This is a genomic window from Flavobacterium daemonense (assembly GCF_007341385.1).
In the GTDB taxonomy this organism is placed as follows: Bacteria; Bacteroidota; Bacteroidia; order Flavobacteriales; family Flavobacteriaceae; genus Flavobacterium; species Flavobacterium daemonense.
The window spans coordinates 44,999-59,056 of sequence record NZ_VJYD01000007.1 but is presented as its reverse complement, the minus strand read 5'-3'; the positions used below and the strand labels follow the sequence as shown (position 1 = coordinate 59,056).

Genomic DNA, 14,058 nt, shown 5'->3' with positions numbered 1-14,058 from the left:
ATGAAAATAAAATTATCATACACCTTTCTTATCTTGATTCATGCGATATTGGCTCTGATAGTTTTTGTTTTACCTTTTTTGGCTAAAATTTACGCACTGTTAATTCCTATTGTTGGATTTTTTATCGTTTATCAAACTAAGAATAAGAACAATGAAGTTCTTTTGGTTTCGGCTTATTTAATTGGGATTGAGGTTTTTCTCAGGATGACGAATGGAAATCTAAACAATGAATATGTGAAATTTTGTACCATCTTCTTTATGTTTTATGGTATGATTTATAGCAGTTTTTCTAAGAATGCATTTATTTATTGGTTTTTTCTGTTTTTGTTGATACCAGGAATTTTAGTCACAGCTAGCTCAGAATATTTCGACATAGATGTTAGGAAAGTTTTGGTTTTTAACTTATCGGGACCTGTTTGCTTGGCTATTTGCGCAATTTATATGTTTGAAAGGAAAATATCTTCCGACAATTTGCAAAGTGTTATGGTGGCTTTAGGATTACCAATAGTCACAACTACCGTTTATTTATTTTTATATAACCCGAGTGTTCATGATGTAGTTACTGGAACGCAGTCTAATTTTGAAACCTCGGGTGGATTTGGTCCAAACCAAGTTTCAACTATTCTAGGTTTAGGGATGTTTGTGTTTTTTACACAGCTAATATTGTACTCGAAATCAAGAGCTATGTTGCTTATAAATGGTTTTTTGGTGATTTTCATTACTTATAGAGCCATCGTTACTTTTTCGAGAGGCGGTGTTATTACAGGCGCTTTCATGATAGTGTCTTTCTTAATGTTAATGTATTTTTATGCAGGTGCAAGGAACAAAGCAAAGCTTGGTTTTGTTATGATTATTACTTTTTTGATGTCATTAGGAATTTGGACGTATAGTTCTTTACAGACATCTGGGCTTATCAATAAGCGTTACGCCAATCAAGATGCTATGGGAAGAACTAAAAAAGATAGACTCGGTGGGCGTGAAGAAATTATTGATGCTGAGTTCAAACTTTTCCTTGATTCTCCTGTTTTTGGGGTTGGAGCTGGATTAGGGAAAAAAGTCAGAAATGAAAATTTTGGAATGCAGATCGCTTCCCATAATGAAATTACAAGAATGCTTGCCGAACATGGTTTGTTTGGTATTTTTGGGCTCTTAATTTTATTTATAACGCCATTTATTCTTTATTTCAATAACCGGCAGAATCTTTATTTTTTATCGTTCTTTGGTTTTTGGCTCCTAACTATAAATCATGCCGCAATGCGTATTGCGGCGCCTGCATTTGTCTATGCTTTGTCATTGCTTTCCGTGCGAATTACTACACCGGAAAAAGCTGAAAATTAAGGTGTTTATTATAATTTTTTTATAATACATTTGTGTCTAAGAAAAAGTCCCCAAACTTTAAAACTTACGACTGATTATGACAAGTAAAAAAATGCATTTCGAGATTTCGGAACGGAAAATACTATTGCATATTTTTGATGCTGCTTTTATTTTTACAGGTTTATATATATTACATTTCCTCTTTGATAGCCGGTATTTTATTTTACACCCGGATTATTTTTACAGACCAATTTTGCTTATTTCTTATATAACCATTTTTGGAGTAATTTTCGAAATGTACAATCTTCAAGTTGCCAGCAATCAATTTCAAATACTTCGAAGTGTTATTCTGGCAGTCACCGCGGCGGTTATATTATATTTATTTACGCCTATTTTATCACCAGAATTGCCCAAAAAACGTCTCGTTATTCTGGTTTTCTATTTTTCAATTCTTGGTTTTTTGCTTCTTTGGCGTTTTTTCTACGCTATTTTTCTCGCTTCACATCGCTTTTCTCAAAATGTTGTTTTAATATGCGATCAAGATCAGGTCGAAGAACTGGTTCTTGGTCTTGAAAATGTTGATCCGCATTATACGATTATTGGTTTTGTAAATTCAGATTCTGTTAGCGATGAAAATAATGAGTTTCACTATGTGAAAGAAATTAAAAAACAGGATTTAGAAGATTTTGTAGTTCATCATAATGTCTCGGAAATTGTCATTGCAGCTCAAAAAACTGACGGAATCACCGCCGATTTATATCAGCAATTACTTCATTTATTAGAATCCGGAAATATTATAAAAGAATATACGCAGGTATACGAAAGCAAAACACAGCGAATTCCGGTTCATTATATCGAACGTGATTTTTATCGTTTTTTCCCATTCAGCAGAAGCAACAGCAATAAATTATATCTGATTTTAATTCGCTTGCTAGAATTTGTATTGTCAATTATCGGACTTGCTTTTTGTATTGTTTTTATGCCGCTTGTTTTAATTGGAAATAGTATTGCAAATAAAGGAAGCTTATTTTATACACAAGAGCGTGTGGGCAAGAACGGCGTTATTTTTAAAATTTATAAGTTCAGGACAATGATTGAAAATGATGACGTCAATGGTCCTTTCGCACAATCGAATGATAAACGTGTAACTCCTTTTGGCCGATTTATGCGTAAATCACGATTAGATGAACTTCCTCAGTTTTTTAATGTTTTAATGGGTGATATGGGCGTAATTGGCCCAAGACCTGAGCGTCCGTATTTTGTTTCCGAAATCGCGAAAATAATGCCTTTCTACGAAACAAGACACGTTATAAAACCCGGTTTGACGGGCTGGGCGCAGGTAAATTATTCGTATGGAGAATCTATCGATGAAAGCCTTATAAAACTTCAGTATGATTTGTATTATATCAAACACAGAAGCCTTTTCTTGGATTTGAGCATAACTTTCAAAACAATTACAACCGTTTTGTTTTATCGCGGACAATAAATTTAGATGATAATCGGAATGCGTTTTTTGTTTCTGATTGCGATTCTTGCTAAAACAAATCCGCTGGTAATAATCATTGGCAGAACAATAAAAAAGTGTGCTTTATTGATTAGAAATAAAGTGTAAGCAAGCAAGAAGATCAGGTGTAATACAGCAAATCGATACGTCCATCGTTTATTTTTCAAAGCTGAGAAAATAATCAGAATCAATAAAAGTGGACTAAATAGTAGTACATTGTAATTCATTGCCAATTCGTGGTGAAAAGAATAAAATCCTACAGCAACAAAAAAGATTCCCATTAAGGATAAAATCAATAGGTAAATTTTGTCAACTATTTTGTTCTGCGCGATCACAACAAAAGCAAGAATAAAAAGATAAGTGTAAATGTTATTCCACCAAGATGTTGGAGTTTCTTTTTCAAAATTTAAAAGCGTCGTACTTTTTGGGGCTAAAGGATGATTTTGAAAAGTGGTTTTTTCTAAGCTGTTTTTTAATTCAAAAGGCAAAAATATTCTAGTAGCCAATTGATCGACTTTGGTTCCAAAAATAATACTGGTTCCTAATTTCTCATAAAAATGTCCATCAAAATAAGGGAATAAAGTTGAACGGTATGTAATATCAGTATCTCCTTTTTTTGTGATGATTGTTCCATTTAGCGTTTTATTGATAATGTCAACTACCATAGAGGTGCAGTTTTTATCAATAAATTTATAAGTATAATAGCGATCTTCAGATAATAATGTGGCATTCAAATTGTCAAAAAGCTTCTGTTTCAATTCTTGCGGAATGATTAAATCTTGTTCAAAAACACTTCGTTTTTCATAGTTGTATTCATTCATGAAATCAATAAACGGATGAACGACTACAAAATATTTCAAATCTCCTTTTGCAAATTTAGCCACAAAGTTAGGTGTGCTAAAATCGAAAGCTCCATAGTTGTAAACCAAATCAATATTGTTTCCTGGATCTGCAACGCGAATGGCCGTGTGACCAAAATAAGAATAAGTTTCATTGCCTAAACCACAAGTCAAAACACTTATTTTGGCATCTTTTGATAGTGGCAAATTTTGGCTAAAACCAATAAAACTCATTAATAATAGTAAAACAGAAAGTGTTTTTTTGAAAATGACATTTTTCATAATTTAAAATTTTTAAGAAGTTTGATGGTTTTGAAAAAATTATCTAAAGATACCTAAATCTACTTTTAAAGAAAAAATATTAGAATACAGCGCTGCACTTTGATTGCCTAAATCGGTTAAGGCATAATCTACCTGAATTCCTTTGTATTTGAAACCTAGTCCAATATTTGGCTGGAAATTTACTTTTTCGGTATTGTCTAATTGCATGACATTCTGAAAGTTTCCTGCTCCTGCTCGTAAGAAAACAAGATCGGTATAGCCAAATTCAAAACCAACTGCTGGATCAATACTCACGACTTTTGATGAAATAATATCGTTTGTCTGCTCAAATCGCATATTTAAATTTGTGGCAACTAAAAGACTATAGTCACTATGGAAATCAAATTTTTTAGAAACCCCTAGTTGTGCTTTTGGTAAAGTAATCTCAGTGCTTTCAGGAAGTTCGTTGTTTTCTCCGGGAATTGCATTGGCAATTTTAGCGTATTCTTGTTCGTCAATATTCCAGACATTATAAGTCGTTGTAATGTCGCGAAGCATTAAACCAAATTTCCAATCATTGCGTTCAAACTGCAGTCCTATATCAAAACCAAAGCCCCATGAATTGGCAAATTTTCCAATAATTCTTCGGATAATCTTTGCGTTTACACCGTATTGAAAACCATCAACAGGCAATTTTCTTGCGTATGAAAAAGTAAAGCCATAATCTGCTGTTGAGAACAAGCTGATTCTATTGTAATCAATATTTCCCTGACTGTCGATCAATTGTGTGGTGTCCATAATGTCATCGACACCAAAACGAATCATCGAAATTCCCCAAGCACTTCGGTCATCAATTGGGCTTGCATATGCTATGAAATCGTATTGGGCAATATTTGCAAAATAATTGGCATGCATTAAAGATATTTGATGATCTTCAAGATTGGTCAAACCAGCCGGATTCCAATATACTGCGTTGACATCATTTGTTGATGCAACCACGGCGCTCGACATTCCTAATGCCGCCGCGTCAACACCAATATTCATGAACTCATTCGAGTATTTCCGAACGGTTTGTGCGTACTGTGTAGTTAAAATCCAAAACAATAAAAACGCAAAAAGTTTTTTCAAAAGTTATTTTTTTGCAGACTGAGGCCCGTTTTTAATTTTTATCAAAAATATAATATTTTATGCATCTAAGTTCTTCCTTTTGAGAAATATTGCAGAAGTAAAAGCGTTAACTAAAAAACTCTTGCGAAAACCTATTTTACATGCACTTATTATGCTAAATTTGTTCTCTACCATTATCAAATTTTATAAAGATGAATATTAAAAAACACATTCCTAATTTAATTACCCTAATAAATCTTTTCTGTGGCTGTGTAGCTGTTGTTTACATTTCCAAAGCTCTTGAAACAGGAGATTCTGTAAACTACGAAATGGCTTTTTATATGGTTTGTTTGGGAATCTTTTTTGATTTTTTTGATGGTTTTTTTGCCAGATTATTTAAAGTTTCAAGCCCGTTAGGTTTACAGTTGGACTCACTTGCAGATATGGTAACCAGCGGAGTTGCTCCGGGTTATGTAATGTACACTTTGTTTGCAAACAGCGCACATGAGCTTGGAACAAATCCTGCGATTCCTTTCCTTGGGTTTATTGTAACTTTGGGTTCTTGTTATAGATTGGCAAATTTTAATATCGATACACGTCAGACAGACTCCTTTATTGGTCTGCCAACTCCGGCGAACTCGCTTTTTATCTTGAGTCTTCCTTTGGTTTTAAAATATTCAGATTCTCTGATGCTTCTTGAAATTTTAAGCAATCAATATGTTTTGTTAGGAATAACATTGTGTAGTGCTTATATTTTGAATGCCGAAATTCCTTTGTTTGCATTAAAAATTAAAAAGTTCACTTTTAAAGATAATGTATTGCAAATTGTGTTTTTAGCAATTTCTCTTGTTTTGCTTCTATTACTTCAATTTGGAGCGATCCCGGTTATAATTATTTTTTACGTATTGCTTTCGATCGTAAATAATATGTTTTTGAAAAAGTAGTTGTATCCGAATGGCAAGAAAAACAACTTACCGTAAAACATATTCAAGAAAACCAGCTGGAAGATCTTTTTTCAGTAAAGTGATTCGCTTTATTGGTTTTTCTTTTTTGGCGGTGATTTTCTTTGGAACAATTTATCATTATCGAGCTGGATTGGCGTATTATCTCGGATTTAAATCGGATAAAGTTTTAGATGAAGATGAGGTTGATAAGCATCTTTCTGATGTCCGAAATATTCGAGTTCTTGAAAATCATAAAGGAAAAGTCGTTGGAATTGATGTTTCTGAATTTCAAGGAGAAGTCGATTGGGATGAGGTTGAGATTTTGGACGAAAAATATCCAGTACAATTTGTTTTTATAAGAGCAACTGCTGGAAATGATCGTGTTGACGGTCAGTTTAAACGAAATTGGAAAGGCGCAAAAGAAAATAAAATTATGCGCGGTGCCTATCATTATTATCGTCCAAATGAAAATTCTATAGAACAGGCTGATCTTTTTATTAAAACGGTAAAATTGCAAAAAGGTGATCTTCCTCCGGTTTTAGATATTGAGAAACTACCCAAAAACCAACCTTTAGATAGTTTGAAAAAAGGTTTGAAAAGATGGTTGACCAAAGTTGAAAAGCATTATCAAGTTCGCCCAATAATTTATTCGGGAGAAAGATATTATTCTGATTTTTTGAAAGAAGAATTTAGCGAATATCTTTTCTGGATTGCCAATTATAATTTCTACAGAGAAAAAATTGAAGACGATTGGTTGTTTTGGCAATTTACAGAAAAAGCTTCCCTTCCCGGAATCAAACATCGTGTTGATGTCAATATTTACAATGGCGATTTAGAACAGCTGCAGTTTATAACTGTAGAATAAGAGTTGTTCAGTAGTCAGTTTTTTTAGTGATCAGTTTAGGATAAAAAAAATCAGTTTTTTAGATTCAGACCAAAACTGAATACTAAAAAACTGATTACTATTTTTTTTGTTACTGATCACTAAAAACCTGACCACTGAACACTTTTTTTATTTGAGTTGTGTCAAAGTGTACATGAAGAAAAGAAAAGCAACTGTAATTAAAATTGCTTTTGTATTTGCAAAGTTGATTGTAAAACCAGCCCATTTTAGTTTTTTCGGAACAAACATTCTTTTGTCTTCTTTGTTATAATAAAACATTCCGAAATGCCAGTTATTTGGGTCGTTGTGCCAATTATTATAATCTTGCTGAGTAGGTTTTGGATTCATTATGTTTTAGATTAGTATTCAGTGTTCAGCTTTTTAGTAAACAATTTTTTACTGAACACTAAAAAGCTGAACACTGACCACTTTTTTAAAATTCAAGTTTCTTTTTACGAAGTTCAAAGTTTTGTCCAAGATAAACGCGGCGAACCATTTCATCTTCTACTAATTCTTCAGGAACTCCGGCTTTTAAGATTCCTCCTTCAAACATTAAGTAAGTTTTGTCGGTAATTGCTAAAGTTTCTTGAACGTTGTGATCGGTAATTAAGATTCCGATGTTTTTATTTTTTAGCTGCGCTACGATTCTCTGGATATCCTCTACCGCAACAGGGTCAACTCCGGCAAACGGCTCATCCAATAAAATGAATTTCGGGTCGGTTGCTAGTGCGCGTGCGATCTCGGTACGACGACGTTCTCCTCCAGAAAGTAAATCGCCTCGGTTGGTGCGAATATGTTCCAAGCTGAATTCTTCAATCAAACTTTCCATTTTTGCAATTTGAGCTTCTTTAGAAAGTTTCGTCAATTGCAAAACGCTCAAGATATTATCTTCAATGCTTAATTTTCTAAACACCGAAGCTTCTTGTGCTAAATAGCCAATTCCTTGTTGTGCACGTTTGTACATTGGATAATCGGTAATATTCAAATCATCAAGATAAATATTGCCTTGATTTGGTTTTACCAATCCTACAATCATGTAAAACGAAGTCGTTTTTCCGGCACCATTCGGACCCAAAAGCCCTACGATTTCTCCTTGATTTACTTCAACAGAAATTCCTTTTACAACACTTCGGCCTTTATAGGTTTTGATTAAATTATCGGCTCTTAATTTCATTTTCTAAGTTTAATCGTTTAATCGATAAATCGTTTATTCGTTGCAAATTAACGAATAAACGATTCAACAGTTAACCGTATTAACAATTATTTATTTCCAGCTCCTTCAAGTGCTTCCCAAAATTCGTAAGCTCTTCTTAAATGTGGAATTACAATTGTGCCTCCAACAAGCGTTGCGATTCCCATTGCTTCCATCATTTCTTCTTTAGAAACACCTTCTTTATAACTTGTTTCCAAATGGTATTTTACGCAATCGTCACATCTCAAAACTGTAGATGCAACTAAGCCAAGAAGCTCTTTTGTTTTTACATCAAGAGCACCTTCTGCGTAAGCATTAGTGTCAAGGTTAAAAATTCGCTTTACAATTTTGTTATTGTCAGCTAATAATTTTTCGTTCATTTTAGAACGATAGTCGTTAAATTCTTGTATTAATTCAGACATTTTCTTTCATTTTATTTCGATAAACAATCCTTGAAATAAGGATACTCACTTCGTAGATAAGCAACATTGGGATTGCCACAATAGTCTGGCTTACTACGTCTGGAGGGGTTACAATTGCAGCGATAATTAAAATAATTACTACGGCATATTTCCAATATTTTCTTAAAAAAGTAGGAGTTACAAGTCCTAATTTAGTTAAGAAATAAATAGCGATTGGCAATTCAAAAAAGATTGCACTTCCTAGAATACTTGTTTTGACCATTCCCATGTAAGATTCTAGCGTAAATTGATTTTTTACAACATCACTTACAGAGAAAGTGGCAACGAAATTCACCGACATTGGGATTACGACATAGTATCCAAATAATACTCCTAAAAAGAAAAGCAGCGAAGAAACAAAGATGAACACTTTCGCATTTTTACGTTCTTTTTCATAAAGAGCCGGACTGATGAATTTCCAGATTTCCCATAAAATATAAGGGAAACTAAGTATAAAACCTGCCAAAAGACACATCCATACAAATATATTTACCTGACCCTCCATTTCGGTATTCTGAATAATGAAATTCAGTTCGGTAATACAAATGCTGTCTGCAAACCCTAATGAATGTGATAAGTCACAAAACCATACATAGGTAAAAAATGTAGGTCGGATTGGGCCTAAAATAATCTGATCAAATAAATAATCACTAATAAAATAAGTCACAAATGCCATAATGCATATTGCAATTGTACTTCTAACTAATAGCCATCTTAATTCTTCAAGATGATCTAAAAATGACATCTCGCCAAGGTTTTTCTTTGCCATTATACGATTCCTTCTTTTAAAATGTCATGTAAATGTAATACTCCTTTATATATGCCATTGTCGGCAACAATTAATTGTGTAATGGAGTAATCTTCTAAAATATTCAATGCATCAACTGCCATAGTTTCTGATGAAACTAGTTTTGGGTTTTTCGACATAATATCTCTTGCTGTCAAATCTGCAATAGTATCTACGTTGTTTAGCATTCGTCGGATGTCTCCATCTGTAATAATTCCGATAATTTTATTATCTTCAATAACTGCTGTTACACCTAATCTTTTTTCTGAAATTTCGAAAATCGCCTTTTTGATTGAAGTTTCCGGAGTAACCATTGGTTTCAACGAATGTTCGATCATATCTTTAACTTTAAGAAGCAATTTTTTTCCTAAAGCACCGCCCGGATGATAAATTGCAAAATCTTCAGGTTTAAAATCACGCATTTCCATCAAGCATACAGCAAGCGCATCGCCCATAACAAGTTGTGCTGTTGTACTGTTTGTTGGTGCAAGATTTATTGGACAAGCTTCAATCTCGACAGTTGTGTTCAAAACATAGTCGGAGCCTTTTGCTAAAAACGAAGTAATGTTTCCTGTCATTGCAATTAAAGTGTTTCCGAAACGTTTTAATAACGGAACTAAAACTTTAATTTCAGGACTATTGCCGCTTTTTGAAATACAGATAATGATGTCTTCATTTTGGATCATGCCCAAATCACCATGAATGGCTTCAGAAGCATGCAGAAACATAGATGGTGTACCTGTTGAGTTAAAAGTGGCAACCATTTTTTGAGCAATGATTGCGCTTTTTCCAATGCCTGTAACGATTAAACGGCCTTTGGTTTCATATATGCGCTGAACTGCTTCGTAAAAATTTTCGTCTAAAAAATCAATTAGTTTTGTAATTGCCTCACTTTCAGATAGTATGGTTTTTTTGGCAATCGCCAATATATTTTCTTTTGTGATCAAAACAGAATATTTAAAATTTGTATGTATAAAAGAAAGTTGTATCTTTATGTGTTGCAAATTTATACAAAAATATCCATTAAAATAAAGAATGAATTCAAACGAAATTGAAATACATAAGGAATTAAAGAAGTATTTCGGCTTTAGCCAATTTAAGGGCTTGCAGGAACAAGTCATTACAAGTATTTTAGGTAAAAAGAATACTTTTGTAATCATGCCGACTGGTGGTGGAAAGTCTCTTTGTTATCAATTACCCGCTTTAATTCAGGACGGAACAGCTATCGTTGTTTCTCCTCTTATTGCTTTGATGAAAAACCAGGTTGATGCTATTCGAAGCCTTTCTTCAGAAAACGGAATTGCGCATGTGCTTAATTCTTCTCTCACAAAAACAGAAATTGCCCAAGTAAAAAAGGATATCAGTTCTGGTCTGACAAAGCTTTTGTATGTCGCTCCAGAATCATTGACTAAAGAAGAATATGTGGCTTTCTTGCAAAGTGTGCCAATTTCATTTGTCGCAATTGACGAAGCACACTGTATTTCTGAATGGGGACATGATTTTAGGCCGGAGTACAGAAACCTTAGAAATATTATCAAACAATTAGGCAAAGTGCCAATTATTGGGCTTACCGCTACTGCAACCCCAAAAGTTCAGGAAGATATTCTGAAAAACCTTGATATGGCTGATGCAAATACTTTTAAAGCATCATTCAACAGACCGAACTTGTACTACGAAGTTCGCACAAAAACGAAAAATATTGAGTCGGATATTATTCGATTTATCAAACAACATAAAGGCAAATCTGGAATTATTTACTGCTTGAGCCGTAAAAAAGTAGAATCGATTGCCGAAGTTTTACAAGTTAACGGAATTAGTGCTGTTCCTTATCACGCAGGTTTGGATGCTAAAACCAGAGCAAAACATCAGGATATGTTTTTGATGGAAGATGTTGATGTCGTTGTGGCAACAATTGCTTTCGGGATGGGAATTGACAAACCAGACGTTCGTTTTGTAATTCACCACGATATTCCAAAATCTCTTGAAAGTTATTATCAGGAAACGGGTCGTGCCGGACGCGATGGAGGTGAAGGACATTGTCTTGCTTATTACTCTTATAAAGATGTAGAAAAGCTGGAGAAATTCATGTCTGGAAAACCAGTTGCAGAACAGGAAATTGGTTTTGCTCTTTTGCAAGAAGTTGTGGCTTACGCCGAAACCTCAATGTCACGCCGAAAATTCCTTCTTCATTATTTTGGGGAAGAATTTGACAGCGAAACGGGCGAAGGCGCAGATATGGACGACAACGTTCGTAATCCAAAGCATAAAGTCGAAGCCAAAGATCAAGTGGTTAAATTGCTTGAAATTGTACGCGATACCAAACATATTTATAAGTCAAAAGAAATCGTGTTTACTTTAATAGGACGTGTTAATGCCGTAATTAAAGCACATAAAACAGATACGCAGTCGTTTTTTGGATCGGGTTCTGATCATGACGAAAAATATTGGATGGCATTGCTAAGACAAGTTTTGGTTTCAGGGTATTTGTCAAAAGATATTGAAACGTATGGCGTTATCAAAATCACGAAAGCAGGTTTAGATTTTATCAAAAAGCCAGTTTCGTTTATGATGTCTGAAGATCATGAATATAGCGAGGCTGACGATGAAGCAATTGTAACGGCAGGAAAATCATCAGGAACAGCTGATGAAGTTTTGATGGGAATGCTTCGTGAACTTCGTAAAAAAGTAGCCAAAAAATTAGGCGTTCCTCCATTTGTTGTTTTCCAGGATCCTTCTCTTGAAGATATGGCATTAAAATATCCAATTTCATTAACTGAATTATATAATATTCATGGAGTTGGTGAAGGAAAAGCTAAAAAATATGGTGGCGAATTTGTAGCATTAATCAGTAGATATGTTGAGGATAATGATATTATTCGCCCGGATGATTTGGTTGTAAAATCAACTGGAGTAAACTCTGCAAATAAATTGTATATCATTCAGAATATTGACAGAAAATTGCCTCTAAGTGATATCGCTTCTGCAAAAGGGTTATCGATGGATGCTTTAATTAAAGAAATGGAGCAGATCGTTTATTCTGGAACAAAATTGAATATCAAATATTGGGTTGATGATTTGCTTGATGATGATCAGCAGGAAGAAATTCACGATTACTTCATGGAATCAGAATCAGATAAAATCGAAGACGCTCTTAAAGAATTTGATGGTGATTATGATATTGATGAACTTCGATTAATGCGTATTAAATTTATTAGTGAAGTAGCTAATTAGTCTAAAATTTAAGAGTTTAGATATAAAAGGAAAATTCCAATCTTCTTGTGAAGGTTGGAATTTTCCTTTTTTGTTTCCTTTGAAAAATGAAGAGTTATTTTAATTTCGTTTACCATTAAATGGGGTTTTATTGCAATGATGTGAAAAGTAAGTATTTTATGATAAACTCAATAATTTATCTAAATAAATGATTATTTATTAATATTTATGTGTTAAAAAGTATAATATGATTATTTTTTAAGAAAATATTTAGATTATATTTGTGTGAGTTAATTTTTGAATTGAATTGAAATGAAGCGAACAATTGTTAAAAATTGTTTGATCAATTTTAAATTAAAAAAAAACAAAAACCCTAAAATCGAAAAAAAATGAAAAAAACGAAAAAAATTTTAATCGGAGCGATGTTGTCTCTTGGTTTATTTTCTTGTTCAAACAACGATGATAACTCATCAAAGGTTGTTGCAGAAGAACACAGTTTTGAGTTTAATGCACAAACAGATGCTTCATCTCCTACGGGGAAAAACGCCGCTACTTCGTACACGTTAACCGTTGAAGCGGTGGGTAAGGATGGAAAAGTTTTAGACACTAAGACTTTTACGGGTACAGCATCGGGTCAAATTAATGATAAATTGACGACCACAACCGGCGATGTTGAAATACATGTAAAAGTACTTCCTGCAACAATTCCGATAAAAAATATTTCTATTCTTCCTAAAAATGAAAAAACAAAAGAGCCAGGTAAAGCCATCGTAATCGCAGCATTACCTGCAACAGGTGAAGTAAAGGTCAATTATGACACAATACAAAAAGAGATTAAAGTAATTACTCAGGGTATTGAATCATTTATTCCGTCAGATGGATTTTTGGATCGCTTATCTGCAGTTTCTGTTGAAACAACGGTGGGAACAGCTGCTCCTGTAAAAAGATATAAAACGTTTGCTTATGATAGTAAAGGTAATTTAGTTTCAAGTGTTTATGTTAATGCTGGTGTTACTGAAAAATCAGAATATGTTTATGAAGCGGGCAGGTTAATTAAAATCAACAAAACAGTTGGAGCGAAAACAACAACAGAAGTACTTACTTATACAGGAGATAACATTACATTGCTTAAAAATGAGCTAGGAGGATATCAAAGCTCTTATGTTTATGATGGAGCTAAAATTGTAACAGCGACAGATACAGGAACAAATGCTGTAACGTCAACTTTGTCTTATAATGCTCAGAATCCGTTGAGAATGACTTATAAGACAAATGCAATGAATCAGTCGCTTGTTTATATTTTAAATACAAATGTAGATCCGTTTGCTACTTCAATTCCGGCAGCATATTTGAAATTGCTTTCATATAAAGGAGAAGATAAAACAAATATAGAATCTGAGCAGGTTGATGGAACAACAGCTTTAACGGCAACTTACACCTACGAAAAAGATTCTAAAGGTCGAATAGTTAAGAAAACAAGAGTAACGAAGGACGGTACAGTAGTCACATCTACAAGTGTTACGACTTACCAATATTTATCAAAATAATTTTAA

13 protein-coding genes are annotated in these 14,058 nt (G+C 33.6%); 6 read left to right on the top strand and 7 right to left on the bottom strand.

Annotated elements, in window-relative coordinates:
• Positions 1 to 1,338 (top strand): O-antigen ligase family protein, encoded by a 1,338-nt coding sequence (locus FND99_RS10680; protein WP_144337979.1) that lies wholly within the window; start codon positions 1 to 3, stop codon positions 1,336 to 1,338.
• Between the two features lie 73 nt (positions 1,339 to 1,411).
• Positions 1,412 to 2,803 carry a sugar transferase gene (locus FND99_RS10675; protein ID WP_246074207.1) on the top strand — a complete coding sequence of 464 codons (1,392 nt, stop codon included), beginning with the start codon at positions 1,412 to 1,414 and terminating at the stop codon, positions 2,801 to 2,803.
• A 2-nt stretch (positions 2,804 to 2,805) separates the two neighbouring features.
• Here the strand turns inward: FND99_RS10675 and FND99_RS10670 are convergent, their stop codons facing one another.
• Positions 2,806 to 3,942, bottom strand: a complete 1,137-nt coding sequence (locus FND99_RS10670) for a lipoprotein N-acyltransferase Lnb domain-containing protein (protein WP_144337977.1) — start codon at positions 3,940 to 3,942, stop codon at positions 2,806 to 2,808.
• A 39-nt stretch (positions 3,943 to 3,981) separates the two neighbouring features.
• Complete coding sequence (locus FND99_RS10665) at positions 3,982 to 5,049, bottom strand: putative type IX sorting system protein PorV2 (RefSeq protein ID WP_456236444.1); 1,068 nt, start codon at positions 5,047 to 5,049, stop codon at positions 3,982 to 3,984.
• Between the two features lie 191 nt (positions 5,050 to 5,240).
• On the opposite strand from FND99_RS10665, the gene FND99_RS10660 reads away from it, so the two are divergent.
• Positions 5,241 to 5,972 (top strand): CDP-alcohol phosphatidyltransferase family protein, encoded by a 732-nt coding sequence (locus tag FND99_RS10660; RefSeq protein WP_144337976.1) that lies wholly within the window; start codon positions 5,241 to 5,243, stop codon positions 5,970 to 5,972.
• 10 nt (positions 5,973 to 5,982) lie between these two features.
• Positions 5,983 to 6,837, top strand: coding sequence for a glycoside hydrolase family 25 protein (locus tag FND99_RS10655; protein ID WP_144337975.1), 855 nt, complete (start codon positions 5,983 to 5,985; stop codon positions 6,835 to 6,837).
• 147 nt (positions 6,838 to 6,984) lie between these two features.
• On the opposite strand, the gene FND99_RS10650 is transcribed toward FND99_RS10655, so the two are convergent.
• From FND99_RS10650 to FND99_RS10630, 5 genes are all read right to left on the bottom strand, one after another.
• Positions 6,985 to 7,203: a DUF5808 domain-containing protein gene (locus tag FND99_RS10650; RefSeq protein ID WP_144337974.1), complete on the bottom strand. Its 219-nt coding sequence runs from the start codon at positions 7,201 to 7,203 to the stop codon at positions 6,985 to 6,987.
• Between the two features lie 85 nt (positions 7,204 to 7,288).
• Positions 7,289 to 8,029, bottom strand: a complete 741-nt coding sequence (lptB, locus tag FND99_RS10645) for an LPS export ABC transporter ATP-binding protein (protein ID WP_012022391.1) — start codon at positions 8,027 to 8,029, stop codon at positions 7,289 to 7,291.
• 86 nt (positions 8,030 to 8,115) lie between these two features.
• Positions 8,116 to 8,469: a carboxymuconolactone decarboxylase family protein gene (locus tag FND99_RS10640; RefSeq protein ID WP_144337973.1), complete on the bottom strand. Its 354-nt coding sequence runs from the start codon at positions 8,467 to 8,469 to the stop codon at positions 8,116 to 8,118.
• On the bottom strand, positions 8,462 to 9,277 hold the full coding sequence (tatC, locus tag FND99_RS10635) for a twin-arginine translocase subunit TatC (RefSeq protein ID WP_144337972.1): 816 nt from the start codon (positions 9,275 to 9,277) through the stop codon (positions 8,462 to 8,464). The genes FND99_RS10640 and tatC overlap by 8 nt, the downstream gene beginning before the upstream one ends.
• Complete coding sequence (locus FND99_RS10630; protein ID WP_162615548.1) at positions 9,277 to 10,242, bottom strand: KpsF/GutQ family sugar-phosphate isomerase; 966 nt, start codon at positions 10,240 to 10,242, stop codon at positions 9,277 to 9,279. The genes tatC and FND99_RS10630 overlap by 1 nt, the downstream gene beginning before the upstream one ends.
• Before the next feature lie 88 nt (positions 10,243 to 10,330).
• Between FND99_RS10630 and recQ the strand changes: the two genes are divergently transcribed.
• Positions 10,331 to 12,526, top strand: a complete 2,196-nt coding sequence (gene recQ / locus FND99_RS10625; protein ID WP_144337971.1) for a DNA helicase RecQ — start codon at positions 10,331 to 10,333, stop codon at positions 12,524 to 12,526.
• Between the two features lie 368 nt (positions 12,527 to 12,894).
• Entirely contained in the window at positions 12,895 to 14,052 is a 1,158-nt protein-coding gene (locus tag FND99_RS10620) for a hypothetical protein (RefSeq protein ID WP_144337970.1), read from the top strand.
• The last annotated feature ends 6 nt before the right edge of the window (positions 14,053 to 14,058 follow it).

Excerpts from the sequence above, each read along its gene's own strand:
- FND99_RS10680 (WP_144337979.1), top strand. The coding sequence starts at position 1 with ATGAAAATAAAATTATCATACACCTTTCTTATCTTGATTCATGCGATA.
- FND99_RS10670 (WP_144337977.1), bottom strand. The coding sequence starts at position 3,942 with ATGAAAAATGTCATTTTCAAAAAAACACTTTCTGTTTTACTATTATTA.
- FND99_RS10660 (WP_144337976.1), top strand. The coding sequence starts at position 5,241 with ATGAATATTAAAAAACACATTCCTAATTTAATTACCCTAATAAATCTT.
- FND99_RS10655 (WP_144337975.1), top strand. The coding sequence starts at position 5,983 with ATGGCAAGAAAAACAACTTACCGTAAAACATATTCAAGAAAACCAGCT.
- FND99_RS10650 (WP_144337974.1), bottom strand. The coding sequence starts at position 7,203 with ATGAATCCAAAACCTACTCAGCAAGATTATAATAATTGGCACAACGAC.
- lptB (WP_012022391.1), bottom strand. The coding sequence starts at position 8,029 with ATGAAATTAAGAGCCGATAATTTAATCAAAACCTATAAAGGCCGAAGT.
- FND99_RS10640 (WP_144337973.1), bottom strand. The coding sequence starts at position 8,469 with ATGTCTGAATTAATACAAGAATTTAACGACTATCGTTCTAAAATGAAC.
- tatC (WP_144337972.1), bottom strand. The coding sequence starts at position 9,277 with ATGGCAAAGAAAAACCTTGGCGAGATGTCATTTTTAGATCATCTTGAA.
- recQ (WP_144337971.1), top strand. The coding sequence starts at position 10,331 with ATGAATTCAAACGAAATTGAAATACATAAGGAATTAAAGAAGTATTTC.
- FND99_RS10620 (WP_144337970.1), top strand. The coding sequence starts at position 12,895 with ATGAAAAAAACGAAAAAAATTTTAATCGGAGCGATGTTGTCTCTTGGT.